This window comes from Aquamicrobium soli (genome assembly GCF_042646345.1).
GTDB lineage: Bacteria > Pseudomonadota > Alphaproteobacteria > Rhizobiales > Rhizobiaceae > Mesorhizobium > Mesorhizobium soli_A.
This window is the reverse complement of sequence record NZ_JBHRTK010000001.1, coordinates 348,381-373,860: the sequence shown is the minus strand read 5'-3', so window position 1 is coordinate 373,860 and position 25,480 is coordinate 348,381. Positions and strand designations below refer to the sequence as shown.

Annotated in this window: 26 protein-coding genes; 13 read left to right on the top strand and 13 right to left on the bottom strand. The window is 62.4% G+C overall.

What is annotated here, in order from left to right:
• Positions 1-6 precede the first annotated feature (6 nt).
• Together ACFOHJ_RS01925 and ACFOHJ_RS01920 are read right to left on the bottom strand one after the other, a co-directional pair.
• Positions 7-2,046, bottom strand: coding sequence for an ABC transporter ATP-binding protein/permease (locus ACFOHJ_RS01925; protein WP_378217904.1), 2,040 nt, complete (start codon positions 2,044-2,046; stop codon positions 7-9).
• Positions 2,047-2,061: 15 nt separating this feature from the next.
• Positions 2,062-2,373 (bottom strand): DUF982 domain-containing protein, encoded by a 312-nt coding sequence (locus ACFOHJ_RS01920; protein ID WP_378218074.1) that lies wholly within the window; start codon positions 2,371-2,373, stop codon positions 2,062-2,064.
• Between the two features lie 210 nt (positions 2,374-2,583).
• Here ACFOHJ_RS01920 and ACFOHJ_RS01915 point away from each other — a divergent pair, with 210 nt between their 5' ends.
• The 12 genes from ACFOHJ_RS01915 (at position 2,584) to ACFOHJ_RS01860 (ending at position 14,296) form a co-directional block, all read left to right on the top strand.
• Positions 2,584-3,240, top strand: coding sequence for a cytochrome c3 family protein (locus ACFOHJ_RS01915; protein WP_378217902.1), 657 nt, complete (start codon positions 2,584-2,586; stop codon positions 3,238-3,240).
• Positions 3,224-6,064 (top strand): 4Fe-4S dicluster domain-containing protein, encoded by a 2,841-nt coding sequence (locus ACFOHJ_RS01910; protein ID WP_378217900.1) that lies wholly within the window; start codon positions 3,224-3,226, stop codon positions 6,062-6,064. The genes ACFOHJ_RS01915 and ACFOHJ_RS01910 overlap by 17 nt, the downstream gene beginning before the upstream one ends.
• A complete protein-coding gene (nrfD, locus tag ACFOHJ_RS01905) occupies positions 6,057-7,424 on the top strand; it encodes an NrfD/PsrC family molybdoenzyme membrane anchor subunit (protein WP_378217898.1) in 1,368 nt (455 codons plus the stop codon). The genes ACFOHJ_RS01910 and nrfD overlap by 8 nt, the downstream gene beginning before the upstream one ends.
• Entirely contained in the window at positions 7,421-7,948 is a 528-nt protein-coding gene (locus ACFOHJ_RS01900; RefSeq protein ID WP_378217896.1) for a DUF3341 domain-containing protein, read from the top strand. The genes nrfD and ACFOHJ_RS01900 overlap by 4 nt, the downstream gene beginning before the upstream one ends.
• On the top strand, positions 7,945-8,481 hold the full coding sequence (locus tag ACFOHJ_RS01895) for a c-type cytochrome (protein ID WP_378217894.1): 537 nt from the start codon (positions 7,945-7,947) through the stop codon (positions 8,479-8,481). The genes ACFOHJ_RS01900 and ACFOHJ_RS01895 overlap by 4 nt, the downstream gene beginning before the upstream one ends.
• Positions 8,482-8,609: 128 nt before the next feature.
• Positions 8,610-9,599 (top strand): hypothetical protein, encoded by a 990-nt coding sequence (locus ACFOHJ_RS01890; RefSeq protein ID WP_378217892.1) that lies wholly within the window; start codon positions 8,610-8,612, stop codon positions 9,597-9,599.
• The gene (locus tag ACFOHJ_RS01885; RefSeq protein WP_378217890.1) at positions 9,592-10,038 is read left to right on the top strand and encodes a hypothetical protein; all 447 of its coding nucleotides are present in this window, start codon (positions 9,592-9,594) and stop codon (positions 10,036-10,038) included. Before ACFOHJ_RS01890 ends, ACFOHJ_RS01885 begins: the two co-directional genes overlap by 8 nt.
• Positions 10,039-10,178: 140 nt before the next feature.
• Positions 10,179-10,790 carry an SCO family protein gene (locus tag ACFOHJ_RS01880; protein ID WP_378217888.1) on the top strand — a complete coding sequence of 204 codons (612 nt, stop codon included), beginning with the start codon at positions 10,179-10,181 and terminating at the stop codon, positions 10,788-10,790.
• Entirely contained in the window at positions 10,787-11,761 is a 975-nt protein-coding gene (gene coxB, locus ACFOHJ_RS01875; RefSeq protein ID WP_378217886.1) for a cytochrome c oxidase subunit II, read from the top strand. Before ACFOHJ_RS01880 ends, coxB begins: the two co-directional genes overlap by 4 nt.
• Complete coding sequence (ctaD, locus tag ACFOHJ_RS01870; protein WP_378217884.1) at positions 11,758-13,401, top strand: cytochrome c oxidase subunit I; 1,644 nt, start codon at positions 11,758-11,760, stop codon at positions 13,399-13,401. Before coxB ends, ctaD begins: the two co-directional genes overlap by 4 nt.
• A complete protein-coding gene (locus tag ACFOHJ_RS01865; protein WP_378217882.1) occupies positions 13,398-14,042 on the top strand; it encodes a cytochrome c oxidase subunit 3 in 645 nt (214 codons plus the stop codon). Before ctaD ends, ACFOHJ_RS01865 begins: the two co-directional genes overlap by 4 nt.
• Before the next feature lie 2 nt (positions 14,043-14,044).
• Positions 14,045-14,296: a cytochrome C oxidase subunit IV family protein gene (locus ACFOHJ_RS01860; protein ID WP_378217880.1), complete on the top strand. Its 252-nt coding sequence runs from the start codon at positions 14,045-14,047 to the stop codon at positions 14,294-14,296.
• 734 nt (positions 14,297-15,030) lie between these two features.
• Here ACFOHJ_RS01860 and ACFOHJ_RS01855 read toward each other — a convergent pair.
• The 4 genes from ACFOHJ_RS01855 to ACFOHJ_RS01840 all read right to left on the bottom strand — a co-directional run bounded on the left by ACFOHJ_RS01855 (position 15,031) and on the right by ACFOHJ_RS01840 (position 20,096).
• Entirely contained in the window at positions 15,031-15,633 is a 603-nt protein-coding gene (locus tag ACFOHJ_RS01855) for a BA14K family protein (protein ID WP_378217878.1), read from the bottom strand.
• Positions 15,634-15,799: 166 nt separating this feature from the next.
• The gene (locus ACFOHJ_RS01850; protein ID WP_378217877.1) at positions 15,800-16,024 is read right to left on the bottom strand and encodes a hypothetical protein; all 225 of its coding nucleotides are present in this window, start codon (positions 16,022-16,024) and stop codon (positions 15,800-15,802) included.
• Positions 16,025-16,093: 69 nt separating this feature from the next.
• The gene (locus tag ACFOHJ_RS01845; RefSeq protein ID WP_378217875.1) at positions 16,094-18,526 is read right to left on the bottom strand and encodes a YbcC family protein; all 2,433 of its coding nucleotides are present in this window, start codon (positions 18,524-18,526) and stop codon (positions 16,094-16,096) included.
• A 25-nt stretch (positions 18,527-18,551) separates the two neighbouring features.
• Positions 18,552-20,096 carry a proton-conducting transporter transmembrane domain-containing protein gene (locus tag ACFOHJ_RS01840; protein WP_378218072.1) on the bottom strand — a complete coding sequence of 515 codons (1,545 nt, stop codon included), beginning with the start codon at positions 20,094-20,096 and terminating at the stop codon, positions 18,552-18,554.
• A gap of 124 nt (positions 20,097-20,220) precedes the next feature.
• On the opposite strand from ACFOHJ_RS01840, the gene ACFOHJ_RS01835 reads away from it, so the two are divergent.
• Positions 20,221-21,117 (top strand): LysR family transcriptional regulator, encoded by an 897-nt coding sequence (locus tag ACFOHJ_RS01835; RefSeq protein ID WP_378217873.1) that lies wholly within the window; start codon positions 20,221-20,223, stop codon positions 21,115-21,117.
• A gap of 52 nt (positions 21,118-21,169) precedes the next feature.
• Here ACFOHJ_RS01835 and ACFOHJ_RS01830 read toward each other — a convergent pair whose 3' ends face one another.
• From ACFOHJ_RS01830 to ACFOHJ_RS01800, 7 genes are all read right to left on the bottom strand, one after another.
• Positions 21,170-22,282: a calcium:proton antiporter gene (locus ACFOHJ_RS01830; protein ID WP_378217871.1), complete on the bottom strand. Its 1,113-nt coding sequence runs from the start codon at positions 22,280-22,282 to the stop codon at positions 21,170-21,172.
• Positions 22,283-23,011: 729 nt separating this feature from the next.
• Entirely contained in the window at positions 23,012-23,386 is a 375-nt protein-coding gene (locus ACFOHJ_RS01825; protein WP_378218070.1) for a hypothetical protein, read from the bottom strand.
• 224 nt (positions 23,387-23,610) lie between these two features.
• Positions 23,611-23,916 carry a hypothetical protein gene (locus tag ACFOHJ_RS01820; protein ID WP_378217869.1) on the bottom strand — a complete coding sequence of 102 codons (306 nt, stop codon included), beginning with the start codon at positions 23,914-23,916 and terminating at the stop codon, positions 23,611-23,613.
• Positions 23,913-24,302, bottom strand: a complete 390-nt coding sequence (locus ACFOHJ_RS01815; RefSeq protein ID WP_378217867.1) for a hypothetical protein — start codon at positions 24,300-24,302, stop codon at positions 23,913-23,915. The genes ACFOHJ_RS01820 and ACFOHJ_RS01815 overlap by 4 nt, the downstream gene beginning before the upstream one ends.
• A 15-nt stretch (positions 24,303-24,317) precedes the next feature.
• On the bottom strand, positions 24,318-24,563 hold the full coding sequence (locus ACFOHJ_RS01810; protein ID WP_378217865.1) for a hypothetical protein: 246 nt from the start codon (positions 24,561-24,563) through the stop codon (positions 24,318-24,320).
• A gap of 91 nt (positions 24,564-24,654) precedes the next feature.
• Entirely contained in the window at positions 24,655-24,915 is a 261-nt protein-coding gene (locus ACFOHJ_RS01805) for a hypothetical protein (RefSeq protein WP_378217863.1), read from the bottom strand.
• Between the two features lie 317 nt (positions 24,916-25,232).
• Positions 25,233-25,460, bottom strand: coding sequence for a hypothetical protein (locus ACFOHJ_RS01800; protein ID WP_378217862.1), 228 nt, complete (start codon positions 25,458-25,460; stop codon positions 25,233-25,235).
• Positions 25,461-25,480 lie beyond the last annotated feature (20 nt).

Here is a 25,480-nt window from a genome sequence, read left to right as displayed (position 1 = left end):
GCACTGTCAGTCCGTTTTCCGAACCCGTTGCCCCCACAACGCCCGCGCGAACAGGCCCCGCCGGCGCTTGCGCGGGACCAGATCGACGTCGCTGACCAGCCTGGCGCCGCCCTTGCGCCGCTCCAGCGTAACCTTGCGGGTGTGGAAGGCCTCCAGTTCGGCGCGGTGCGCCACGCTGATGACGGTGACTTCCGGCAACTCATGGATGATCGTCGCCATCATCTTGTCCTGGCTTTTCTCGTCCAACGCCGAGGTGGCCTCGTCCAGCACGGCGATATCGGGACGGTGTAGCAGCAGCCGCGCAAAGGCGATTCGTTGCTTTTCACCGCCCGACAGGGTCTGGTCCCAAGGCGCATCCTCTTCGATCCGGCCGGTGAGATAGCCGAGGTCCACCTTGTCGAGCGCGGCTTTTATCTGCTCGGGGGCCCAGTCCTCGGCAGCGCCCGGATAGGCTACCGCCCGGCGCAGCGTGCCCGAAGGCATGTAAGGGCGTTGCGGCAGCATGAACAGCCGCTTGCCGGGATGGAAATTGACACTGCCGCTTCCCCATGGCCATAGACCGGCAACGGCCCGCAACAGCGTGCTCTTGCCGGAACCGGAGTCCCCGGATACCAGCACCCGCTCGCCAGGCCCGATCGCCACTTCGGTTTCCCTGACCACCGCGGTGCCATCGTCGAGAGTCACCGACAGGTCGTCGAGGGAGAGCATCGCCCCCCCTTTGGTCTCGCCCCGCTGGATGCGGCCGAGGTCGTTGCTCTGTTCGGCGCGTTCCAGCACATCGATCGACATCATCAGCGAAGCGACGCGATGCGCGGAGGCGTTCCAGTCGGCAAGGCGGGGGTAGTTGTCGACCAACCAGCCGAAGGCGCCCTGCACGATGGCGAACGCGGACGCAGCCTGCATCACCTGCCCGAGGGTCATGCTGCCCTCGAGGAATTTCGGCGCGCAGAGCAGCACCGGTACGACCGGCGCAAACAGGCTCGAGCCCTGCGAAACAAGGGCCGTGCGCATATGCTGGCCGATCAGCTGCGTCCATCGTTTCAATACATCGCCGAAAGTCCTGTCGATGCCGCTTTCCTCTTCTTCCTCGCCGCCGAGCAAGGCAATGCTCTCGCCATTTTCGCGAACACGGGTCAGCACGTAGCGGAATTCGGCTTCCGCCTGGTTCTTCTCCTCGGATAGCCGCACGAAATGGCGGCCGATGACGAACATCGACGTCGAGGTGATCGCGGCATAGACAATGGCGGTGACCACGAGGAAGCCGGGGATGGTGACGGTCGAGCCGCCAATCGTGAGGTGGAACGCCCCGCCAATCGTCCATAGCACCACGATGAAGGTTGCGGCCGACAGGAAGGCGGAAATGACGCCGGCCATGAAATCGACGGGCGCTTCGGTGGCGATGCGTAGATCCTCCGAGAGGCGGGCTTCGGGATTCTGGTGGTCGCCCTTCACGAGGTTGAGCTGATAGTAGCGGCCATGGGCGAGCCAGCGCCCGATGATGGCGGTCGTAAGCCAGGACCGCCAGCGGCGTTGCATAGTCATGCGCAGATAGACCTGGGCAACGACCAGGCTGATGCTGCCGGCGACCAGCGGCAGGAAGACGGCGCTGAGGAAATACACTGTATGGGCATCGCGCTTCTCGATGGCGTCGAAGATCGCGCGGTTCCAGACGTTGATCCCGTACTGGAAGCCGACATTTACCCCGATCAGGACCAGAAGCCCGATCGTGAGCGGCCAGGCGAGCTTGTCGCCGTGCCTGCTCCAGTATGCGCGCCCGCTGATCCAGAAACGCCTCAGAAGATACTTCTTGCGCGCCTGCTCGGCTTCGGCGCGCGTCAACTCGGGATCGGGTTCGGCTGCCTCCGGTGGTGGCGCGGCCTTGCCCACGACCTCGGATGCGGCAGCGGAGGGCCTTCCGCTCGGCTTTCTCTCCTGCAAATTTTCGGACTGTGGCTTCTGTTGACGCGTCTTCTTCCGACGCGGTTTCTGAGCGGTTTGCGACCTGGCGCCACGGACCGGCTTCGCTTTGGATTTCGCGTCGGACATACGGCCGACAACGGCCTAAAATTCAAAAGGTTTCACCGCATCGCCCGAAACGGGAACATGGGCTTCATGGACGTTGGCCGGCACAGGCCTTGAGCAGATAAGATTGAACTCTTTGGCTACCCGGACGAATGCAAGCCTGGCTTGGCGATGGTTGCCTGTCTCCCGCATCGCGTATTCGCAGGCGTCACAGGCTGCGTGGTAAAGTGGTCCTTTCGGACCTATCCATTTGTATCGAAGCAAAATCTCTGCCTCGGCCGTGCAGGTTACACAACACCTGCTGCCAATCCAGATAACGACAGGTTGAGCCCACCATCCACGTACGGTCATGGCCCCCAAACGCGGGATCGCCCGCCAGGTTCCCTGGCGTTCATCCCGCATGTCGGACGAATGTCGCGCCGGCCGCACGGCGACATCGCAACCGAGGTTTCAACGTCGCTGCCATGTCGATAGGGGGTACGGCAGGCGGAACTTTCGTCCCCGCTGGACGTTGGCTTTCGATCCGTCACACAACCGGCAAAGCGACCGTTCCGGCAAGTCATGCCGCAAGTCTTTCCAAGAAGCGCCGATGGCATTGCCCGCTTCGTGCTCGGGGGCTTGCTGGCCGTGTTCGTGCTCATAACGGTAATGGGAACCGCATTCCTTCGCTCCACTTTCCTGACAGGCGTCGGGCAGGCCGTGGCTCAGCCCGTCCCCTTCAGCCACAAGCATCATGTCGGCCAGCTCGGTCTCGACTGCCGCTATTGCCATAACGGCGTCGAGACTTCCTCGGCGGCAGGCTTGCCGGCGACGGAGGTCTGCATGACCTGCCATTCGCAGCTTTTCACCAACGCCGCGATGTTGGCGCCGGTTCGTGCCAGCCTGGCGAGCGGCACACCGCTGCACTGGCAGCGCGTCAATTCCGTGCCGGACTTCGTCTATTTCAATCACGCGATCCACGTCGACAAGGGCGTGGCCTGCGAGACCTGCCATGGCGAGGTCGATGAGATGCCGCTGATGGCGCGAGCCGAACCACTGTCGATGGAATGGTGCCTCGGTTGCCATCGCGATCCCGGACCCAACCTGCGGCCGCCGCAGGATGTCTTCCGGATGCACTGGAAACCGCCGTCGGACATCGCCGACATCCGGCGGCGGCTCATCACTATGCTCAACATCCATCCCGAAACGATGACCGATTGTTATGTCTGCCACCGATGACCGCCCGGCCGCCGGCCTTGACCGGCGAACGCTGCTCAAGCTGATGGGCGCCTCTCTGGCGCTCGCGAACCTTGCAGCCTGCACGAAGCCGCAGGAAATCGTGCCTTATGTCGACCAGCCCGAAAACCTAATCCCCGGCCGGCCGCTCTTTTATGCCACCACCTTGTCGGACAGCGGTTACGGCCTCGGCGCGATCGTCGAAAGCCATGAGGGGCGGCCGACCAAGATCGAAGGCAATCCGGACCATCCGGCTTCCCTGGGCGCCACCGACGCAGTCATGCAGGCCGCTGTCCATTCGCTGTTCGACCCGGAACGCTCGCGCACCCCGCTGAAGAACGGCGAACCCGCCAGCTATGGCGACTTTCTCAGGGACATGTCGGGCCTTTCCGCTGCTCTCGGTGCATCCAAGGGCACGGGCACGGCCGTGTTGATCGAGGCCACCACCTCGCCGACCATGAAGGCTCAGCTTCAGGCCTTGCGGAAGCGATTTCCGGCGCTGCACATCTACCGGCATGATCCGCTCGTCACGCCATCCAGCGAAGACGCGACGCGTGCTGTGTTCGGCAAGGCGCTGGTGCCTGTCTACCGTCTCGACCGTGCCGATGCGATGTTGTCGCTGGATGCCGACTTCCTCGGCGAAGGGCCGGGCCGTCTCGCCTATGCGCATGATTTCGCCGCCCGCCGCCGGGTGCGCAAGGTCGGTGACGGGATGAGCCGCCTCTATGCCGTGGAATCGACGCCGACGATCACCGGCGCCGCCGCGGACCATCGCAAGGCGGTCAGGCCAAGCGAAATGGACGGGGTCGCTGCGGCGGCGAATGCAGCGCTGGCCGAAGAAGGCGCCCTGCCCTCGGCCGTCGACCCCGGCTGGCTGGAAGCGTCCATCCGCGATCTGCAGGCGGCCGGGCGTAACGCGCTGGTCGTCCCCGGTCCGCAGCAGAGTTCGTTCGTCCACGCCGTGGCGCTTGCGGCCAATGCCCGGCTCGGCGCGCTCGGCAACACAGTGCACTTGATCGAAGCGCCACATGACCAGCCGGTCGACGGTGATCTGGCGGAACTTTGCCATTCGATCACCTCCGGCGAAACGGATACGGTGATCGTGCTTGCCGCCAATCCACTGCACACCACGCCCGCCGGCCTCGACGTTCACGCCGCATTCTCCCGTCTGAAACTTCTTGTCCATTGGGGAGTCTATCGGGATGAGACAGCGGCGCTGGCCCATTGGCATATCCCGGCCGCCCACGATCTCGAAAGCTGGAGTGATCGGCGCGCTTTCGATGGGACCGTATCGCTGGTGCAACCGCTAATCCTACCGTTGTTTGGCGGCAGGACCGTCCATGAAATTCTTGCAGCCATCGGCGGAACCTTCGACCAGAGCGCGCTTGCGCTGCTACGTGCCGCATGGGTCGACAGGCTTGACGAGACGGGTTGGAAAAAGGCGCTGCAGGACGGCGTGATCGCCGGGACAGCGACAAGCCCGGCCGATGTTTCCAGCCTCGCCACCGACCTCGGCGGCCTGAAGCCGCGCTCAGTCGCCAGGGGACTGGAAATCCGCTTCGTTGCCGATCCTTTCCTGCGCGACGGCCGCCACGCCAACTCCTCCTGGCTGCAGGAATTGCCGCGCCCACTCACCAAGATCGTCTGGGGCAACGCAGCCTTGATGTCGCCTTCCGAAGCCGCGCGCCAAGGCGTCGAAAGCGGACGAGTGGTCAACGTGGCTCGCGCCGGTTTTGATGTCGATGCGCCGGTCTGGATCGTGCCCGGCCATCCTGACGGCTCCGTGACGCTGTCCCTCGGCTTCGGGCGTAAATCCGGCGAAGTTGCCGGCATGGCAAAAGGCTACGACGCCTTCCGGTTGCGAACCGCCGACACGCCCTGGTTTGCCGAAGGCGTGGAACTGACCCGGCGCGACCACGTCGAGCCGCCCGTCACCACGCAACATCATCACGCCATGGAAGGTCGCCATCTGGTGCGTCACGCCTCGCTTGGGGAATTCCGCAACGATCCACGCATCGCGCGTGGCGGCCTACCCCCTGCGCGGTCGGAGTCGCTCTACCCGGACTGGCCCTACGACGAAGAAGCCTGGGGCATGTCGATCGACCTTTCGGCCTGCATCGGCTGCATGGCCTGCGTGGCCGCCTGCCAGGCGGAAAACAACATCGCCACCGTTGGCCCGCAACAGTGCGAACTCGGCCATGAGATGCATTGGCTGCGCGTCGATCGCTATTACGAAGGGCTGGCAGACGATCCACAGACCGTCTTCCAGCCGGTTCCCTGCATGCACTGCGAAAAGGCGCCCTGCGAAATCGTCTGCCCCGTGAACGCGACGGTTCACACCCATGACGGGCTGAATGCACAGGTTTACAATCGCTGCATCGGCACCCGCTACTGTTCGCAGAACTGCCCCTACAAGGTGCGGCGGTTCAACTTCCTGCAGTATCGCTCCTTCGACAAGGAGGAGGCCGGACCGGAGCAGGCGGCACGCAACCCCGACGTTTCGGTGCGCTCGCGCGGGGTGATGGAAAAATGCACCTATTGCGTCCAGCGCATCAGCGAAAAGCGCATCCAGGCCCAGATCGAAAACCGCCAGATTGCTGACGGCGAGGTCGTCACCGCCTGTCAGCAGGCCTGCCCGACGCAGGCGATCACGTTTGGCGACGTCAACAAGAAGGCCTCGAAGGTGGCGCAGGAAAAGGCCGCGCCTCACAGCTATGCGCTGCTTGAAGAACTGAACACGCGGCCGCGCACCACTTATCTCGGCAAGGTCAGCAACCCGGACGTCGGCCTTGCCCCGGGCAAGGCGGAAGAGGCCGGCGATGGCTGAGGCGATCCAGGCGAAAACGGCCCCCCCGCCGGTGCTCAGCGGTCGCCATGATTTCCCGGAGATCAGCGGCCGCATCGCCTCCATCGTGTTGCAGGGGCGGCTGCCGCGCTACTTCTGGCTCGCCTTCTTCCTGTGTTTTCTGCTGGCGCTGCTGTTCCTCTATTCCATCACCTACCTGATCTCGGTCGGCATCGGCAGCATCGGCGTCGACATCCCCGTCGCCTGGGGCACGATGATCTCCTCCTTCGTCTGGTGGATCGGCATCGGCCATGCCGGCACGCTGATCTCGGCGGTCCTGCTCCTTTTGCGCCAACCGTGGCGCGCCTCCATCAACCGCTTCGCCGAGGCGATGACGCTGTTTGCGGTCGCGATGGCCGGGCTGTACCCGATCCTGCATCTCGGCCGGCCTTGGTTCTTCTACTGGCTGCTGCCGCTGCCCAATACGCATATGCACTGGCCGCAATGGCGCAGCCCGCTGGTGTGGGACTTCGCGGCCATCACCACCTATGCCACGGTCTCGCTGCTGTTCTGGTACATGGGCCTGCTGCCCGACCTCGCCGTGCTGCGCGATCGGGCGAAATCGCGGGCCAGCCAGTTATTCTACGGCATCCTGGCGCTCGGCTGGCGCGGCTCGGCATTCCACTGGGCCCGTTACGATACCAGCTACTACCTACTTGCCGCGCTCGCCACGCCGCTGGTCGTGTCGGTGCATTCCATCGTTGCGCTGGATTTCACCTTCGCCATCATCCCCGGCTACCATTCGACGATCTTCCCGCCCTATTTCGTCGCCGGCGCGCTGCTGTCGGGCTTTGCTATGGTGCTGACCATAGCCATCCCGCTGCGCTGGGCATTCTCGGTCGAGGACCTGATCACGCTGCGCCACATGGACAATGCCGGCAAGCTGATGATGGCGGCCGGCATGGTCGTCACCTACGGCTATGCCTCGGAGGCCTTCTTCGCCTGGTATTCCGGACAGACCTACGACCGCACCATGATGGTGGAGCGTGCCGTCGGTCCCTATGCGCCGCTGTTCTGGACGATGCTGGCCTGCAATGTCGGCGCCCTCCAGCTTCTATGGTTTCGCCGCATCCGGCTCAATATGAAGCTGCTGTTCGCGATCGCGGTCGTCATCAACATCGGCATGTGGATCGAGCGCTACGTCATCGTCGTCACCGGGCCAAGCCGTGATTTCCTGCCCTCCTCCTGGGGTGAACAGTCACTGACATGGCTGGACTACGGCATCGCATTCGGCTCCATCGGCACGTTCTTCGCCCTCGTCTTCCTGTTCGTGCGCATCTTGCCAGCCATCACCATCTTCGAGGTGGAGGAACTGGCCGAGAAGAAAGGCGCCTCCGCATGAGCCTCTATGGTGTCATGGCGGCTTTTGCCGACCCACAGGCCCTGCTCGAGGCCGCACACGCCATGCGCGCCCGCGGCTACAGCCGCATGGACGGCTTCTCGCCCTTCCAGGTAGAAGGCCTTGCCGAGGTACTCGGCGCCAGGAAATCGCGGCTTCCCCTCCTGGTGCTGGCCGGCGCAATTGCCGGCGCGGTCCTTGCCTACGGGTTGATTCTCTATTCCGTGGAGGTGGATTATCCCGTCAATGTCGGCGGCAGGCCGCTGCATTCCTGGCCGGCCTTTGTCATTATCGCCTTCGAGGCGGCCATTTTGGGCGCAGCGCTGGCAGGTTTCCTCGGTATGCTGGTGGCCAACGGCCTGCCACGCTACTACCATCCCGTCTTCAATGCCAAGAGCTTCACCTACGCGCAGGGCGGCAAGTTCTTCCTGCTCGTCGAAGCCGCCGATCCGAAATTCCGCAAGGGCGTCACCAAGGGCCAGTTGACCCGTCTCGGCGCGGAAACGGTCGAGGAGGTGGAGGCATGATGCGGCTCGGCGCGCTTCTCCTGCTTGTCCTTTGCGGCCTCGCCGGCTGCGAGCAGGACATGGCCGACCAGCCGCGCTACAACCCGCAAGCCGCGTCAAGCCAGTTCCGGGACGGCGCGTCGGCGCGCAGGCCGGTCGAAGGCACGGTGGCGCGCGGCGCCGATCTCGCGCCGGCACCTCAGGCCTTCCCCTACCCTGTCACGATGAAACTGCTGGAGCGCGGACGACAACGCTTCGATATCTTTTGCTCGCCCTGCCACGGCCGAACCGGCGACGGCAACGGCATGGTCGTGCAACGCGGCTTTCCCGCGCCGCCAAGCTACCATCAGGATGCGCTGCGGCAGGCGTCCGACCGGCATCTTTACGACGTGATCGCCGATGGCTACGGCGCCATGTATTCCTACGCCGCGCGGGTGCCGCCCGCCGACCGCTGGACCATCGTAGCCTATATCCGCGCACTGCAATATTCGCGTCATGCCCCGGAGACCGATCTGCCGCAGCCACTGCGCACGAAGCTGGAGGCTATGCCGTGATGCGCTTCGCCGCCGCAGACCGTCCTCGCCTCGTGCCGCTCCGCATTGCAGCTGTAGGCCTGTTGCTTTGCGCCATAGCCCTGTTCCTGGTCCCTGGCGCTGTGTTCGCAGGATGGCTGGCGACAACGTTGTTCGTACTCGGATTTCCGCTCGGCGCCATGTCCGTCCTGATGATCCATGGGCTGACTGGCGGGCGCTGGGGCGTGGTCATGCGTGCGCCTTTACGTGCGATAGTCGCCACGCTGCCGCTTGCGCTGGCCCTGCTTCTGCCGCTGCTTTTCCGGCCGGACCTTATTTTCCCCTGGGCCGCACCAGACCCGGCGGGTCTGCCGGACACGGTGCGGCTGAAACTCGCCTATCTCAACCTGCCGTTCTTCCTGCTCCGCTTCGTGGTCTATGCGGCCGCGTGGCTTATTCTCGCTTGGCTGGTCCTCAAAGGCACCGACGAGAAAAGCAGGCTCGACGGCAAAACGTCGGCGCTCGGCCTGGTCATTCACGCTTTCGCCATCGCCGTCTTCTCCACCGACTGGATGCTTTCGCTGGAGCCCGACTTCACTTCTACAATCTACGCACTGTTGGAGGCATCCGCCCAGATCGTCGGCGCTTCCGCGCTTGCTCTGTTCGTCCTTGCCGTCACGCGCTCGATCGAAGCACTGCCCGGTGGCGACAGCCGAACGGCGCTCGGCGAGGATGTCGCCAACATGCTGTTCGGTTTCATGCTCACCTGGGCCTACCTCGCCTTCATGCAATGGGTGATCATCTGGGCCGGCGACCTGCCGGACGACATTCGCTGGTACATGCTACGCAGCGAGAACGGCTGGCAACATCTGCTCCTGCTGCTCGTCCTTGTGCACTTCGTGGCGCCATTCGCCGGCTTCCTCATTCGTGACGTGAAGCGCAGCCATCGCGGCCTGCTATGGCTGGCCGCCGCGCTGCTTGCCGGCCATTTCGCCGACGTTGCCTGGCGCATCCGGCCGCCGCTTGCCGACGATGCCGCCGTCTGGCCCGACCTTGCCGCTTTTGCCGCCGTAGGCGGTTTATGGCTGGGCGGCTTCCTGTTCGCACGCGCTCATCCGCAAACCCTGTTTCTGTTGCGACGGAGGGCCGTCGATGGCTGAAGCCGTACGCCATCCGGAAACGCGCGATGTCTGGCCGCGAGCGCTGCTGATGTTCGCGGTCGGCCTGCTGGCCTTCATCGGTCTGGCGCTCGTCGCGCTGAAGCTTATCTTTGCCACCGCGCCCTATCCTGAATTGCTTGGCGCAGCCGACAGGGGCAATGCCGCGAGCCCTGCCTTGCAGCGTTTCCCGGAAGCCGATCTCGCCGCCTTTCGCGCGATAGAGGACAGCGAGCTTGCAAAACTCGGCTGGGAGGATCGCGCCAACGGCATCGCCCGCATCCCGATAGACGATGCGATGCGGATGGTCGCTGAACATGGCCTGCCCCGCTGGAGCGTCCAGGCCGACGATTGCGGTCCGGTGGCGCAGGCCGCACCTCGCGCGCCCCAATCGCAGGATTGCCTCACGGCAACGCCCCCGAGCAAGGAGCCGCAGCCATGACGCGGCTTTGCCTCCTAATTCTGGCGCTTTTCTCGGCGACCAGTGCGGGTGCGGCCGAAAGGCCCGCTTTCGACCCTCGGATTGGCGCACATCTGGACCTTGCCAGGACTTTCCGCGACGCATCCGGTGCACGGTCCACCTTGTCCGAGATACTTGACGGAAGGCCGGCTCTGGTTGTCTTCGGTTACGACAAGTGCCCGAACCTGTGTGGCCTCACCCAGCAGGCGGTCGCCTCCGATCTGAGAAAGACCGGGCTTTCCCCCTCAGCCTACCGGGCTCTGTTCGTTTCGATTGATCCCGGCGAAACGAGCGAAGACGCCGCAACCGCCCGCGCCGAAGTCGCGACCGCCACCGACGCGGCGGACCTGTCTGCCTGGCGTTTTCTTACCAGCGCCGACGGCAGCGGCGCCGCACTTGCCACCCAAGCCGGCATTGGCTTCGACAGGCGCCCGCGCATTAACCAGTACGTGCATCCGATCGCCGTCCTGGCGCTGACTCCGGACGGGCGCATTTCCCGAGTGCTGCCGGCGCTGACCTTCGAGCCGCGCGATCTGCGGCTTGCCTTGGTCGAGGCTTCAGCCGGCCGGCTCGGCTCCATCGCCGATCACGTCTTCCTGTTCTGTGCCGGCTTTGACGCCACCAAGGGCCAGTACACACCGGCGATATGGGCAGCGGTGAAGATCGGCGCCGTCGCGACCGCGCTGGCGCTGGCGGCCATGCTTGTCCTGCTTCAGCGCGGAAGACGGACATGAGTTTCGGCATCCCCTTCGCCCCGCCGGAAGCGTCCGCGCTTTCTAGCAAGGTCGACATACTGTTCTACGCCCTGCTTGCCTTTGCCGGCGCGCTCGGCCTGTTTCTCACCTGCCTCGTCATCTTCTACGCGGTGAAATATCGCGCCGGTTCGCCCGCCGATCGTACCGGCGCGCGCGGCCGCAGCCTGCCGCTGGAAATCGGCTGGACGACGGCAAGCCTCGTCATCGCCTTCGCTTTCTTCGGCTGGGGTGCTGCTCTTTTCGTCGGCCGCGACCGGCCGCCCGCCGGGGCGCTGGAAATCGCCGGCCTGGGCAAGCAATGGATGTGGTCCTTCCGCCATCCGGGCGGCCAGCGCGAGATCAACGAACTGCACGTGCCGGTCGGCAAGCCCGTGCTGGTCTCGCTGGCCTCGCAGGACGTGATCCATTCCTTTTTCGTGCCGGCCTTCCGCATCAAGCAGGATGCCGTTCCCGGCCGCACCACTCATGTCTGGTTCACCGCCACCAGGCCCGGCCGCTACCACCTGTTCTGCGCGCAATATTGCGGCACTCAGCATTCGGAAATGGGCGGCTGGGTAACGGTGATGGAACCGCAGGACTATGCCGCGTGGCTCTCGCGCCAAGGGGAAAGCGAGACGCTTGCGGCCGACGGCGAGAAGCTGTTCCGGGCGCTCGGCTGTTCGGGCTGCCACGGCAATTCCATCACCGTGCGGGCGCCCAGCCTTGAGGGCATCTACGGCCGGCCGGTGGCGCTGAGCGACAAGCGCACGGTCATGGCCGACGAACGCTACCTGCGCGACTCCATCCTTCAGCCCGGCAAGGAGGTCGTCGGCGGCTATGCGCCGATTATGCCAAGCTTCGACGGCCTGATCGACGAAGGCGAATTGCAGATGCTGCTCGCTTATCTGAAGTCGCTCTCGCCGGCGGGGGCGACCCAGACCGGCACGACGCAACCGGAGATGACGCAATGAGCGGCCAGCCGATCCCCACGACCAGCTATCTCCAAGAAGGCGCCGGCCCGCGCGCGTGGTTCACCACCACCGATCACAAACGCATCGCCTGGCTCTATTTCATCTCGCTGACGGTCTTCTTCTTCCTTGGCGGGGCCTTCGCCGTGATGATGCGCATCGAGCTTGTGACACCGGCGGGCGATCTCGTTTCCGACGACGTCTACAATCGGCTGTTCACCCTGCACGGCATCATCATGGTGTGGTTCTTCCTGGTGCCGTCGATCCCGGCCACGCTCGGCAATTTCCTTTTGCCGCTGATGATCGGCGCGCGCGACCTCGCCTTCCCGCGCCTCAACCTGGCGAGCTGGTACGTATTCATCTTCGGCAGCCTGTTCGCGCTGGCGGCCGTGGTTGGCGGCGGCGTCGATACCGGCTGGACCTTCTACACGCCGCTCTCCACCCTCTATGCCAACGGCTATGTCTCGACGGCGGCGCTCGGGGTGTTCATCGTCGGGTTCTCCACCATCATGACCGGCATCAACTTCATCGTCACCGTACACAAGCTGCGCGCACCGGGCCTGACATGGTTCCGCCTGCCGATCTTCGTTTGGACACTCTACGCCACCAGCCTCGTCATGGTGCTGGCGACGCCGGTGCTCGCTGCCTCGCTGATCCTGATCGTGCTGGAGCGTGTGTTCGGTATCGGCATTTTCAACCCCGATCTCGGCGGCGACCCGTTGCTGTTTCAGCACCTGTTCTGGTTCTATTCGCACCCGGCTGTCTACATCATGATCCTGCCCGGCATGGGCGTGGTGTCGGAGGTGCTGCCCTGCTTCAGCCGTCGCCCGCTGTTCGGCTACAAGGCGGTTGCCCTGTCGTCGATGGCGATCGCGGTATTCGGCTTCCTCGTCTGGGGCCACCACATGTTCGTCTCCGGCCAGTCGACCTATGCGGGGCTGGTGTTCTCGTTCCTGTCTTTCTGCGTCGCCATTCCTTCTGCGATAAAAGTGTTCAACTGGAGCCTGACGCTACGCAAGGGCGAGATCAGCTTCGAGACGCCCATGCTCTATGCGCTGTTCTTCCTGGCGCTGTTCACCTTCGGCGGGCTGGCCGGCCTGTTTCTGGCGGCGCTGGCCGTGGACGTCCATGTTCACGACACCTATTTTGTCATCGCGCATTTCCATTACATCATGGTCGGCGGCATGGTGACGGCCTACATGGCGGGCCTGCATTTCTGGTGGCCCAAGATCACCGGCCGCATGTACTCCGAAATCTGGGGGCGCGTCGCGGCAGCCGCCATGTTCATCGGCTTCAACCTCACCTTCTTCCCGCAGTATGTGCTGGGCTACGATGGCATGCCGCGCCGCTACCATACCTACCCGCCGGAGTTTCAGTTCTGGAACGTGTTGTCGTCTGCCGGCGCGGTCGTGCTCGCCGTCGGCTACCTGCTGCCGCTCCTCTACCTCGGGCGTTCACTGTTTCGGGGTAAATCCGCGCCCGACAATCCCTGGAGCGCCACCGGCCTGGAATGGCAGACAGCCTCGCCGCCCCCGCCGCACAATTTCGAGCGCATGCCGCAGGTCAGCCGCCCTGCCTACGACTACCCGATGAAGGGGCTGGAGCACGAGCGCTACAGTCCGCACAGGGAGGGTGCGTCATGAAGGCGGGAATCGAAAGCATCGCCTTCGACACGCCGGAGCGCGAGCAGCGGGCCGATACCTTCGGTATGTGGATCTTCATAGGTTCCGAGGCCATGCTGTTCGGAGCAGTGCTGCTGGTCTTTTTCCTGGCGCGGCTCACCTACGCAGAAACGTTCGCCGCAGCCTCAAAACATCTGTCGCTGCCGCTCGGGACGCTCAACACCGCCGTGCTTCTGACCTCCAGCCTTGCCATGGCGCTCGCTCGCTTCTTCTGCGCAGAGCAGCGATGGCGCGCCGCTATCTTGTCCCTGGCTGCGACCGGACTGCTCGGCATGGTCTTCCTGGTTATTAAGGCAAGCGAATATGCGAAGGAATTCGCCGAAGGCATCGCGCCGGTGCTGGGCGCTCCGTTCACCTATGCCGGCCCTGATCCGACGCATGCTCAGTTCTTCTTTGGGCTCTATTTCGCCATGACCGGGCTCCATGCGCTGCATCTGATTGGCGGCATCGCCGCCGTCGCGACCCTCCTTCTGTCCTGGCGGGGGGCGGCACCAGCCAACCGGGTCCGGCGCGTACAGGGCGTCGGACTTTATTGGCATTTCGTCGACATCGTCTGGGTATTCCTGTTTCCTGCGCTCTACCTCATCGACAGGACGGCCTGAGCATGAGCGAACTACGCAAGATCGCCTTTGCCTACGCCGGCCTGCTTGCCTTGCTGGCGCTGACGGTAGCCTCGTCCTTCTTGTCGCTCCACGGGCTGAACGCCTCGGTCAACATGGCGATCGGCGCTGCCAAGGCAGCGCTGATCGCGCTCGTTTTCATGCACATGGGGCGCGAGGAAGCACTGGTGCGGCTGGTCGCTGCAGCCGTGGCCGTCTGGCTCATCATCCTGACAGCGCTGACCCTGATCGCGTGATCTCAGAGCGGAGCTTTCGTCGTACCTCAGCGGTTATCAGCCGAAAGGCGGAACATACTCGGGAGTGCGCGAGGGCAAGTTCAAGCGGGGAAACGGCAAAGGCTCATTTCCGCGCCGCCTGTTTCGGAATGGCTTTGAGGGAATGACATGGGTAGTTGCGGTATCTGGAGCAGGTTTTTCGGCGCCTTATCCTTGCCTTGCCGAGCCGGCTCGTGCGACTGGGCCTGACAGGGAGCAATCGAACTTCCTCGCGCTTGCGGCGCAGCTCGCGGCTTTCCGCGCTGTCACGGCGCCTTTCACGGAGAATTGATCTTTTCACGGTGAGATCTTCGAGAGTCATCTGCCCTTAGATATGATTTCGCAGCTTCATCGCATCTCAATGGTGAGGGACCGTGGATTCTAAGTATCGCTTTCGATATTTTCTTGGAAATGCCGTGTCTGACCGCAAATTCGGTGATTTGCTCGCGAGTTGGATTGTGCGAACCGACGCTCATGTGTGCCCCTTGTCACTCCTCCGGCGGTAACTGCGGGTCGATAAAATTGTTCCTATTTGAACGGCTCTGCTTGGGAAAATGGTCTCACAAAGAGCTCTGGTGTTGATTGCCGCGGCAGGCCGGACATGGTGTGTGCGCTCGCGGTAGCGTGCGAACGGCAGGGCGACCGGCGGACAAGAATCCCGCCTGCCAAATTGGCGCAAGCTTTCGTGTAGGACTCAGGCTTCGAGGGTCGTTATCTTATTCGCACTGTCGCCGCGGACCGCCATCATAAGGCTGGTATGTGTTGTCTTCGGGCCGATAGGAGCGGTACCGTTCGAAGCAGGATTGGATGTGCTGTGAGCTCAGCGCCCCCATCACCTCATCGGAGACCGAAGTAGGGATAGACGTAGCAGAGGCATCGACGACCTCGGGGTCACCCCCACGAGAATACGGCGAAATGCACTTACGCCTCACGCCGCTATAGGCGTTGTAGCTGTCATCTGTCGGGTCGTAGGAGCGGTAGCGCTGTAGACACCATTCGGAGTGTGCAGTGTTCATCGAGGCTTTGGGAGCGTTCTCGGTCGAGACGGAAGCAGTTGCTCCTGGATCGATCGAGGCGGCGTTGGACGGCGCCTTCGTCTCCACTGGTTGCGGTCCGAGACGTGCAGGAAGGCGCTCCAGGTCTGTCGGCGCCGCCTGTACTCTGACCGCCTTGCTGGTCCACAGAGCCCCGGCATTCATGTCTGCCCTGTGGACCGGGACCGGTTTGGCGTTCACAAAGAAGACCGCCGTCAAGGCACCGCCGGCGAAGATGGCGAGAGTCAGACAGAAACCGGCAAGCATTGCGACCAATTGTTTCATCTGAGCCTCCATCTATCGATTGAAAGATAGAATGCAGGGCGCTCGGTGCAGGTTCCAACAAAGCGATATTTAGCCGCCCTGGCGACAGTCGCCTATCACCACTCGGGGCAATACGAGGCACCCCGCGTGCGCGATCGGCGGCGTCGCGTGGGCGTGGCGACTCACATCACGCAGCGCCCTGCTCATATTTGTCCAACGCCGTCCGAAGCTGCGTGGTGCAGCGTGACCTGAGCACGCAATCCAGGATACTGAGATCGCTTAGTAGCTCGACGGGATCACGTCCTCGGGCGGCTGCCAGTGCATTTTTGAGCCAGGTGCTCACGTTGGAACGGGACAACAGCCAATCGATCTGCTCGTCAGTCTCTATCAGCGCTGGGTTCTCAAGTCTCATTTCCTACTCCATTTTTACGCGCATTGTGCGTGCCGTAGACCGGATATGTTCAGTCGCGCCTGTGCACCGTTACCTTGGCGCCAATTCCAACGCCGCTTCGCAACGGGCATGCTCGAAGGCGTCGATCCAGCCACCGCGGCCCGCATAGCGCCAAGCCAAACGCCCCGTGTCATCGAGCGCGAAGAGGTGGAGCCAGCGGTTGTCAAACAGTTGGCGGACGTCGGGGTGGCGTGCCAGCACCTTGGTGATCGCTTCGCACGGGGCCTCGATCACGACTGACATGCGCAGCGGCTCATGTACAAAATTCTCGCCATCGTGAACGGACTGCCAAGGCACTCCGCCACGCAAAAGACCGCCATTGCCCTCGACGACCCCCATCCCGCCGGTGATGTTGTGCAACAGCTTATTTCCTGCGCCGAAAACCTGTGGCGCAACGGTCGACCCGTAATATTGCAGGCTGATCCAACTCGCGACGATCACTGGCGCAGTCATGATCAGTTCAAGGACTTTAAAGTCCTCGTCTTCGCGCCAGACATAATTGTGCAGAAAGACGCGACCTTGCAGATTCCGCCCTGACGTGCGGCTACGCGGCGCAGCGATGAACGCCTGACAGCCGGTCAATCCCCACTCCGGCCGCACCTCGGCCCAATCCCTGGCCCGATGGGCAAGAGCGGTCGCAGGTGGCCTTCTTGGCAGGCGAAGTGCGCGCTCGGTTCGCGTCAGCGCGCCGGCCGCCGAGAACCAGCGCTTCAGTTGTTCGATATCCTCGGCATGAGTGGCAAAGTGCTGGTCATCCTCGTAGAGCATGACGGTATCGGTGGTGGTATCGTGCAGCGCCGCCAGAAAAAACGTGTCATCCGGGACTGGAATGCCACGTTTGGCGAGACCGGCGCGTACCGCAGCATCGTTGAGCACGCCTGCAAGCAAGCGGGCATTGACATCCCCGGAAAAGCCGCCGCAGGCGCCACAATGAAGCATGCTGGCGTGCGGATTGTTGACGACGCTCGCACCGTGGCCGGCGATCACCACCAGCCGTGCAAAGTCATGGGTCAGCGACATGCTGCGCAGCACTTTCTCCGCCATGGCGACGCGGGACGCTGGTGCCAGCGGGGGATCGAAACGCGGTGCCGGATCGCTCGGGAGTTTGATCTTCGCAAAGCCAAGCCCGTTGCGCAAAAGCTTGCTCACATAGACTGGACCCATGGCTTCGACAAAGGCGAAGGAGGAAACGGCGGCCAGTCTGAAGCGACCCCAGGCACGGGCTGCCCGTTCGCCAAGCCGCGCCGCTTCATCCAGCTTGGCCATAGCGGCGCTGCCGTCGCACGAACGCGTGTTTGATGCCGGAGCCAGTTGCGGCGGCAAGCGGTTCTCTTCAATGTCGGAAGCAAAACGGCGGTGGGAAACACCAAATCCGAAGAAACCGGCAAATCCAAGCGTGCGGATACCGGGGTCGAAACTTTCCAGCGCGCGGCGGAACACTTCGGATCGCACGTCGATGCAAAAGGCCATCTGCAACTTGGCGCGTCCGCTGGGGGGCCGTGTCTGTCCTGCCGCGAGAACCGCCGCAAGCCGCCTCTGGGCGCCATGCTCGGCCGCTTCCTGCAAGACGGAATCCAAGATGTCGTCAGCTGACGGTGCGATCTCCTCTGCATAGAGCTTTCTTGTTTCGCGCCACTTGTCTTCGATCGACGAGACATATTGGCAGAAAATCGCCTTTTCCCAGACGAGGCGGATCGCCAGAAGATCAATCAAGGTGCGATCGCTGTTGTCGCGAAGTTCCGCCTGCCACAGGCGGTAGCGCCCGATCTGCGCCCAGCCGCCGAGGCTCATCAGCAGCCGGTGGAAGTAAATCTCGAGAGCTGTGTCGGATAGACCCAGATATCCGGCGCAATCGAGGATCGCCTGCTCCGCCGTTTCGGGGAGATGCGCCGCAAATGCGGCAAAGCGCTTGAGGCCGGCGATTTCCGGCGAAAGATCAAACCTGGCGCTGTCACGCCAACTGTCATATGCGCCACGCCCCTTGGGTGCTGCCCAAAGCGCCTGAGCCATATCGAAATAATCGGCGGCCCAATGGCTTATGCGCTCCGTCAAAAAGCCAGGCCAGTCGGTTCCCGATGCTTCAGCTGCAAGTTCAGCAACCGCTGGCAGCGGTGTTGGACATGGGGGCTCTGCCCGAAGCCCCACATCGAGATCCGCGCGCGCCTTCGGCGCACCGGGAGCCGACGCGCCGGCGAGCGCCGCGGCGAGGTCGATATCATCGATTTCACCGGACCGGATGCGCGCGGCGTACCAGCTTCGCGGCATGGTGATCCGCATGCCGGCAACGCGGCCGAGACGGGAGGCAGCCATTTCGAGGGAGCCGCCCGTCTGGCCAAGAAAAGGATTGACCGTTACGCTCGAATCCAGCGGCCACAGCGGTGGAACCTGACGGGCCGCGCGCCACGCCGCCTCGATAGTCCTGCCGGAGGCAGGAATGCGATGAGCGTCGATCCTGTTCAGCATCGATATCCCCTGCACTGTGCGTTCGTCATAGCGAGACGCGGGCCGGCCAGCCGCCGAGCAGTCGGTCCAGGACCGCATTCAGATAAAAGCCGTTGGCAAGATGCACGCGCAGTCCGGCAGCGGCCGGATGACTGGACCACAGCGGCAACAGGGCCTGGGCAATCGCGACCGCCCCGAAGCTTAGGGCGGCCAGAAACATCAATGTCCATTCAAGCCGGCCGGGCAGCGGCGTTGCCGGCAAAGTCCCGCGCGTCAGCCACTCAGCCGCCGTCTGCAGCATAAAATATCCGACCGCCGCGGCGATGGCGTAGCTCGCCGTCTTTCGAGTCAGCACGCGAGGCGCGGTATCGGCCAGCCCTTGGGCCAGCAGATAGGCGACGCCGAAAATCAGGATTGCGCCGAGGGCAAGCGACTGCGGAGATTTATGGCCAAAGCCGAAAACTACGCCGAAGACCGCGCCGATAACCGCGTAGATCAGGAGCGCCAGCACGAATGCCCGGCCAACGGCGGCGCCGTTGGGGATCGCGACCGGTCCGGGGCGGCGGATGGCGGCGGCCTGTTCGACAGCTCCGCCAGAGGCCAAAAAGGCGTGCGCCTTGTAGAAGGAGTGAACGACAATGTGCAGCAAGGCGAGCGGGAACAGCGCCAGTCCGCACTCCAGCATCATGAAGCCCATTTGCGCCACCGTCGACCAGGCAAGCGAAGTCTTGACAGCGGGCTGGGTGAGCATGACGAGCGCGCCGAACAGCGCCGTAAAGCCGCCGACCATCGCCACGGCCGCCAGAACACCGGGCGCTGTCAGCATCAAGTCGGCAAAACGAACGAGCAGGAAGCCTCCGGCATTGACGATGCCGGCGTGCAGAAGCGCCGAAACCGGCGTCGGCGCCTCCATGACTTCCGTCAACCAGCCATGCGTGGGAAACTGGGCGGACTTGAGCAGCGCGGCGAACGCAAGCAGGCCGGCGGCAGTGGCGGTGGTCAATGTCGACCCACCGCTCGTTCTTGCAATCGAGTTGACGGTTGCGATGTCGGTCGTGCCGTACGCACAGACGGCAAGGCCGGTGCCGATAATCAGCGCGGTCGCGCCGATGCGCGAAAACAATCGCTTTTTGCGCTCGGCCCGTTGTGCTGCCAGCCGTTCCGGATAAAACAGCAGCAGCCGGCGCAGCGCCACGCTCATGCCGATCCATGCCGCAGCCAGTTGCACGAGATTGCCAGCCTGGACAAGAAACAGGACGGCCGCGAGCGTCAGGCATAACCATCCCGTGAACGCCCCTTGCCGCGTCTCGCCGTCGAGATAGGTTCGGGCAAAGCGCAGCACCAGCCAACCTATGAAACTGACTAGGAGCAACATCGTCACGCTGACGGCGTCCAGCAGGCTGGAAAAGCCGATCCCGGCGGCGCCAATCAGGCCGCTCGTCGCCGCCCCCCGCGTGACGAGCACGGCAAGCACGCCGAGCGCCATGAGGAAAGAACCCAGCGCGGCCGCTTCAGCTGCCCCGGCGCGCTTCGGGCAGCGACCGGAACCCGGGAAGGTAATGGCAGCGGCGACAAGCAGCGGGAGCGGCATGGCTAGTGGAAGCAGATAGAGCGACAACGCTGATCTCCGACGGCAATCGTTGCGTTGCGATATCAGGCACGCCTCGCTGAAGAAAATTCATTGTTTATGCAGTTTCGTTCGCTAATATCGAACGATGCCTTCCTTGAACTACAATCACCTGCGCTATTTCTGGGCTGTAGCCCATGACGGCAATCTCACGCGCACAGCGGCGCGTCTGAACGTTACCCAATCCGCCCTGTCGGTCCAGATCCGCAAATTAGAGGCTAGTCTCGGTGACGCTTTGTTCGAACGAAGCGGCCGCCAGCTCCATTTGACCGAAGCCGGGAAGATCGCGTTGGATCATGCCGACGCAATCTTCAACACAGGCGAGGAACTGCTGGGCACTCTTCGCGATGCCGGTACCGCGCATAAGACCCTGCGCCTCGGTGCGTTGGCTACACTGTCGCGCAACTTTCAGATGGAATTTCTGCAGCCTCTCCTTGGGCGGCCGGACGTCGAACTCGTCCTGCGTTCGGGCAACACTGGCGAACTGATCGCTTCGCTTCGCTCGCTCAGCCTTGACGTCGTGTTGATCAACCAGCCGCCGATGCACGACGGTCACTCACGCCTCGTCGCCCACCGCCTCGCGGAGCGTGCGGTAAGTCTCATCGGGACTCCTGCCCGCTTCGGCACGAACTGCAGCCTTGCCGAGCGCCTGATGGCACACCCCGTCATTGTCCCAACAAGTGGAACCAGCGTTCGCGCTGGATTCGACGCCCTCATATACCAACTTGGCATTCGTCCGCACATCATTGCGGAAGCCGACGATATGGCGATGATGCGCTTGCTTGCGCGCGAAGACATCGGCATCGCCGTGCTGCCGCCGATCGTGGTGAAGGATGAAATCGCGGCCGGCACGCTTGTTGAAGGCGCTGCCCTTCCCGATATCGTGCAGACGTTCTACGCGGTGGTGATGGAAAGGCGCTTTCCGAATCCACTGCTGAAAGAACTCATTGGCAAACAGGTACCCGTCATTCGAGTTGGCGATTAACGATTACAGCATCCGGCATTTTCACCTGACGACGGTAACAAGCGACGGTTCATCAGCCACCCGCGGCTCCTAGCAACGTTATCATGAGGAAAGTTGCGAACAGGACAAAATGCGTCATGCCCTCGATCGCATTCGTCTCTCCGTCGTTCAGGTTTACTGCGGCGACGACCAGCGTGATAGCAGCCAGTACAGTCTGAACCGGCGTCATCGCCATATTTACGGGTCGATCAGATAAGAGTGCGACGGCTTCGATGACAGGGACCGTCAGTATGACTGTTGAAAGGGAAGCGCCAAGAGCAATGTTGATCACGACTTGCATTCGGTTTACCAACGCCGCCCGCAAGGCGGTTAGTATTTCCGGTGCAGCGGACATCGTCGCCACAATCAGGGCCGCGACGCCGAGAGGTGCCGAAATCGCCTGGAGGCCAACGGACATGAACCCCGACATAACTTCCGCCAGCAAGCCTACCACCCCTATTCCACCGATTAGGAAAATCAACGACGGTAGGAACGGCTCGTCAGCGGGTTTTTTGTCGGTGGCGCGCTTCTTGTCAGAATAGCTATAATTAAAGAAGTAGCTGTGAACCCCGATCTGATTTCTCAGGAACACCCAATAGAGCATCATCATCGCCAGAATGGTGAAAATGGAGTACGCGTGCCATTGAGCGTGCGGTACGAATTCGGGCACCACCATCGATATGCCCATAGCTGTCATGATCATGGCGCCATAGGTTTTCCCTGAATCATCGTTGTAGGGTTGCTCCCCGAACTTCCAGCCGCCCAACAACGCGGAAATGCCCAGGATTCCATTGATGTCGAGCATGACGGCAGAGAAGATAGTGTCGCGTGCCAGCGTCGGTGAGGATGCTTCCCTCATAATCGTAAGAAGAATGACGACTTCCACGAGCACGGCTGACAGCGTGAGGATCATCGTGCCGTATGGGTCGCCGACTTTCGCGGCGAGCACTTCCCCGTGATGGGCAACCCGCACTGAGACGCACACCACCGCGACGATGAGCAGGACAGCCACAACCAGTCCGGCCATTGCGCCGAGCGCAAAAACCTGAGCCTTGAAAACGAAGGCCAGAAGCCCCACCCCGATCACGGGCGCCAGCACAGCTTCCCGTCTGGCGATCTGTATCAGTCCGCTTTGTGATCCTGCCATATCCTCAAGGCACGGAGTGGTCCCCAACCGGCACCAGCGTCCGCCTCCAGCCTTTTTCGTCTGTCCGCGACAGAACAACAGTGGGATAGCTTATCTGTTCCGCAAGAATTACGGGCGCCCCAGAACGAGGCCAGTCCGAAGATCACTGCTGACCCTGATTTCGACGACGACGGCGAAGCCGATAGAGGTACGGAATTGAAACCATATGGCCTAACGTAAAGCGTTAGGCTGCGAGCAAGAGTTCCGCCACCGAGCGGAGGTTTGGATGATGCGGATTATCAGTTGATCTTCCTCATCCCCGCTTATTTCCTTCCGCCCTCGGCCTCTTGAATACCTCGGCATGGGTCGGCCGCGCTATCTGGGCTAGGGGTAAAGTGAAGCGATTCCATTTTGGCGTCGGCTTCTTGCGCCAATAGTCGGCGAACTCTTGGGCGTAATAGTCTCGTGCTCTCCCCACTCTCACTAGTCTCTGTCCTTACCGTTCGCTGACCTCCTCGAAGCAGAGCCTCGCGCAGCATGCTTGGTGCGAAGTGGGCAGCCGCCTTTTGTCAAATGCCCTCCAACTCATTGCTTGAACCCTGTTGCAGCTTCGACATCACGTTGTTCCGGATAGTCAGCGTGACCGTTGTAACGCCCGACCGAGCCTAGGAGCTCCGAACTGCTGAGGTCACTCAGGTAATCATATCGCCGTTCGAAGCAGGCCAGGGACGAAGCCGCAAATTGGCGTCTTTATTCGGCGGGCGTCAGGCGCCTGCCCGCGACCTGGTTTCCATCCCGCCGCCTTACCACGATCCAGCCGAACATCACCATTCCCAGCAGCACGATCAGGGAACCCACGGCGGCAATAGGATCGCCGGCGTCATGGCCGGTGTGCACGAGCCCGACGCCAATCGTCAGAATGACCGTCCCGGCGATCCAGACGTAGACCTGCGTCCGGGCGAACCTGCTTTCGTCAATAGCGGGATGCAGGTGATAGAAAATTCCGAACAGGAACAACGAGACCCATCCGAGCAGGTTCAGGTGGGCATGGGCCGGCATGGCCGAATGGTCCTGCGAGATGGCCATTTCGATGCCCCAAAGCATGCCGACGAGCACCAGCAACACGGCGGCTGGAAAGCATATGGATGAAGCTTTCATGGAATCCTCCCTAAAGAGGAAATTTTAGCACTTCCTGATTTGCCGTGCGAGGAGCAATCTTGCGTAGCATAAGCATTCCGGTTGACGGATACCGCTAGAGCCTTGCCGAGGGAGCCCCGGTTCATCACCCGCCGGGCATCCGCCGTGTGCATCCTGCCATTCGAGCGGGAAGCAGCGCGAAAGGGAGCCCTCTATCGCTGATCGTTGTAGGGCTCCTTGGTTTTTCCGACCAGCTTGGCGATCTTGGTGAACTCCGACAGGTTCTCGTCGATGCCCAAGCTGTTCGCCAGTTGCAGGAACCTGACCGGAAAGGCGACGGCGTCCCGGTTGGCTGGCGGCAACTCGACCGACTTGTCTTCACTCGTGAGGCTTGCCTCGGCCTTGCGAAGGGTAAGGTCCAGCTCGTCCACGGAAACCAAGCCCTTGCTGACAAGCAGGCGATTGATCTCGGCTACGGCGACCAGAAGGCCCTCGAGTTGCAGATTGGCGACGTTCATTGCGTGCCTGCGCTCTTTGAATGCTTGTCGATGGCCGTTTCCAGGGCTTCCCTGGATACCTCCGGATTTTGCGTTGAAGCGCCTGGCGGATTCTGGCCTTCGGAGTGACGCGTTTTCTCGTTCGCATCGTCGACCCGTTCCGAATTACCCAAGCCGGAGGGCGGCGGCGCGTTCTTGGCCGCATCCTGCGAGAACTCCGGGTGGCCCGCATATATTGGGTCCTGGGGCTTCCGCGCGGGCTCAGGCGCTGTCTCCTGTACCGGGGAGCCGGCCGGGGCTGGTGAATTGGCGGGGTCGTCGAAGGGCGGGAACGATTCGTCGGGCGGCCGGGCGTCTCTTTCAGAGCCTTGGACCTCGTCGCTTTCGAAGCGCTTGCTATCGGGCATGACGGCCCCCCTTTGCTAGTAGTGCCAGTAGCGCGCCGATCGCGCGGACGACTGCCCGCACATCCAGCCGATTGCAAAGCCGACGACGCCGACGACAATCGCCGTGGACGTTATCGGGACGGCGTTTTCGCGCACGGCGTCGCCGGCAGCCCGGGCCGTCTGGCTGACTTTGTCCCTGGTCTGGCCGACAATGCCGGGATCTTCCGGCTGCTCGCTTTTGTCGGCATCCATTGCAATATGCTTTTCAAATTCGTTGGCCATTGAAGTTCTCCGTTTGGATGGGTCCAAGGCAACCTGTGGCCGATGATTTGGTTCCCTTCGGAGTTCGGCCCATACGTGACCTGCGGCGACTTCAATGGTCGGCCTGTCGACCTTCTTCGTCATCCATGGAACTGTGGACGTGCTCGTACAGGCGTTCTTCGCGGACACTCCCGTCTTTGCGATGCAGGACCGCCTTTGCGCGGACGCCTTTGAGGCAGGATGTCCGGCATGCCAGGACGGCGGCGGCCCAACCGGCCAACTGGTTGTGATGGGTCGAAATAACCTCACCGCCTTCCTTCAAGACCCAACCGCTCCTCATTCGAACCGTGTGAAACACATGAACCCGGGTCATTGGTCTCTCCCTTGCGCCTGGAAGAAACGCTGACGAACCGGTTCCGCTGCGGTTGTCGCGAAATGTGATGCGCGCGGAAACATGCTCGCGATCACATTGGCACTTCCCGGCCTACGGCGAGGGTGTCGCTGTTCCGATTGTCGCGAGAAGGAAAAAAGCCCGACGTCGATGCTTCAGGTCGGGAGCGAAAGGGTCCATCGACGTTGCGAAAGCTAAGCCCGACGCACCATGACCAATCGAGATTCTCGCATAGACATTATAGCCGCCAATGAAAAAGGAGGGAACAGACGCCAGCTCCGTTGGGGTCTCCAATCACGTCAAAAGTCGACGCCCGTTTGAGCTCCATCAAACTCAACGGGCAGACGGCGGTCGGTACACTGGAGCACCAAGAGCTCGACGTCTTCCAGTGCGATATTCAGCCACTCGTGGCGACGCCTGAGTGTCTCGGCAATCGCCGAGACGTTCACGATACGGTTGGTTGCAACCGCCTCTTCCACGGCAGTAATTACATCGCTGTAGAGTTCCTCAAAGCTTGCCAGCGTCATTTGTGGCTCCTTCTGCCACC

What these genes read in the sequence shown, in the direction of transcription:
- ACFOHJ_RS01900 (WP_378217896.1), top strand. Translation starts at nt 7,421, where the DNA reads ATGAGCCTCTATGGTGTCATGGCGGCTTTTGCCGACCCACAGGCCCTG.
- ACFOHJ_RS01885 (WP_378217890.1), top strand. Translation starts at nt 9,592, where the DNA reads ATGGCTGAAGCCGTACGCCATCCGGAAACGCGCGATGTCTGGCCGCGA.
- ctaD (WP_378217884.1), top strand. Translation starts at nt 11,758, where the DNA reads ATGAGCGGCCAGCCGATCCCCACGACCAGCTATCTCCAAGAAGGCGCC.
- ACFOHJ_RS01845 (WP_378217875.1), bottom strand. Translation starts at nt 18,526, where the DNA reads ATGCTGAACAGGATCGACGCTCATCGCATTCCTGCCTCCGGCAGGACT.
- ACFOHJ_RS01805 (WP_378217863.1), bottom strand. Translation starts at nt 24,915, where the DNA reads ATGACCCGGGTTCATGTGTTTCACACGGTTCGAATGAGGAGCGGTTGG.
- ACFOHJ_RS01830 (WP_378217871.1), bottom strand. Translation starts at nt 22,282, where the DNA reads ATGGCAGGATCACAAAGCGGACTGATACAGATCGCCAGACGGGAAGCT.
- nrfD (WP_378217898.1), top strand. Translation starts at nt 6,057, where the DNA reads ATGGCTGAGGCGATCCAGGCGAAAACGGCCCCCCCGCCGGTGCTCAGC.
- ACFOHJ_RS01920 (WP_378218074.1), bottom strand. Translation starts at nt 2,373, where the DNA reads ATGACCGTACGTGGATGGTGGGCTCAACCTGTCGTTATCTGGATTGGC.
- ACFOHJ_RS01810 (WP_378217865.1), bottom strand. Translation starts at nt 24,563, where the DNA reads ATGGCCAACGAATTTGAAAAGCATATTGCAATGGATGCCGACAAAAGC.
- ACFOHJ_RS01855 (WP_378217878.1), bottom strand. Translation starts at nt 15,633, where the DNA reads ATGAAACAATTGGTCGCAATGCTTGCCGGTTTCTGTCTGACTCTCGCC.
- ACFOHJ_RS01915 (WP_378217902.1), top strand. Translation starts at nt 2,584, where the DNA reads ATGCCGCAAGTCTTTCCAAGAAGCGCCGATGGCATTGCCCGCTTCGTG.
- ACFOHJ_RS01860 (WP_378217880.1), top strand. Translation starts at nt 14,045, where the DNA reads ATGAGCGAACTACGCAAGATCGCCTTTGCCTACGCCGGCCTGCTTGCC.
- coxB (WP_378217886.1), top strand. Translation starts at nt 10,787, where the DNA reads ATGAGTTTCGGCATCCCCTTCGCCCCGCCGGAAGCGTCCGCGCTTTCT.
- ACFOHJ_RS01910 (WP_378217900.1), top strand. Translation starts at nt 3,224, where the DNA reads ATGTCTGCCACCGATGACCGCCCGGCCGCCGGCCTTGACCGGCGAACG.
- ACFOHJ_RS01895 (WP_378217894.1), top strand. Translation starts at nt 7,945, where the DNA reads ATGATGCGGCTCGGCGCGCTTCTCCTGCTTGTCCTTTGCGGCCTCGCC.
- ACFOHJ_RS01865 (WP_378217882.1), top strand. Translation starts at nt 13,398, where the DNA reads ATGAAGGCGGGAATCGAAAGCATCGCCTTCGACACGCCGGAGCGCGAG.
- ACFOHJ_RS01850 (WP_378217877.1), bottom strand. Translation starts at nt 16,024, where the DNA reads ATGAGACTTGAGAACCCAGCGCTGATAGAGACTGACGAGCAGATCGAT.
- ACFOHJ_RS01840 (WP_378218072.1), bottom strand. Translation starts at nt 20,096, where the DNA reads ATGCCGCTCCCGCTGCTTGTCGCCGCTGCCATTACCTTCCCGGGTTCC.
- ACFOHJ_RS01925 (WP_378217904.1), bottom strand. Translation starts at nt 2,046, where the DNA reads ATGTCCGACGCGAAATCCAAAGCGAAGCCGGTCCGTGGCGCCAGGTCG.
- ACFOHJ_RS01815 (WP_378217867.1), bottom strand. Translation starts at nt 24,302, where the DNA reads ATGCCCGATAGCAAGCGCTTCGAAAGCGACGAGGTCCAAGGCTCTGAA.
- ACFOHJ_RS01820 (WP_378217869.1), bottom strand. Translation starts at nt 23,916, where the DNA reads ATGAACGTCGCCAATCTGCAACTCGAGGGCCTTCTGGTCGCCGTAGCC.
- ACFOHJ_RS01835 (WP_378217873.1), top strand. Translation starts at nt 20,221, where the DNA reads ATGCCTTCCTTGAACTACAATCACCTGCGCTATTTCTGGGCTGTAGCC.
- ACFOHJ_RS01800 (WP_378217862.1), bottom strand. Translation starts at nt 25,460, where the DNA reads ATGACGCTGGCAAGCTTTGAGGAACTCTACAGCGATGTAATTACTGCC.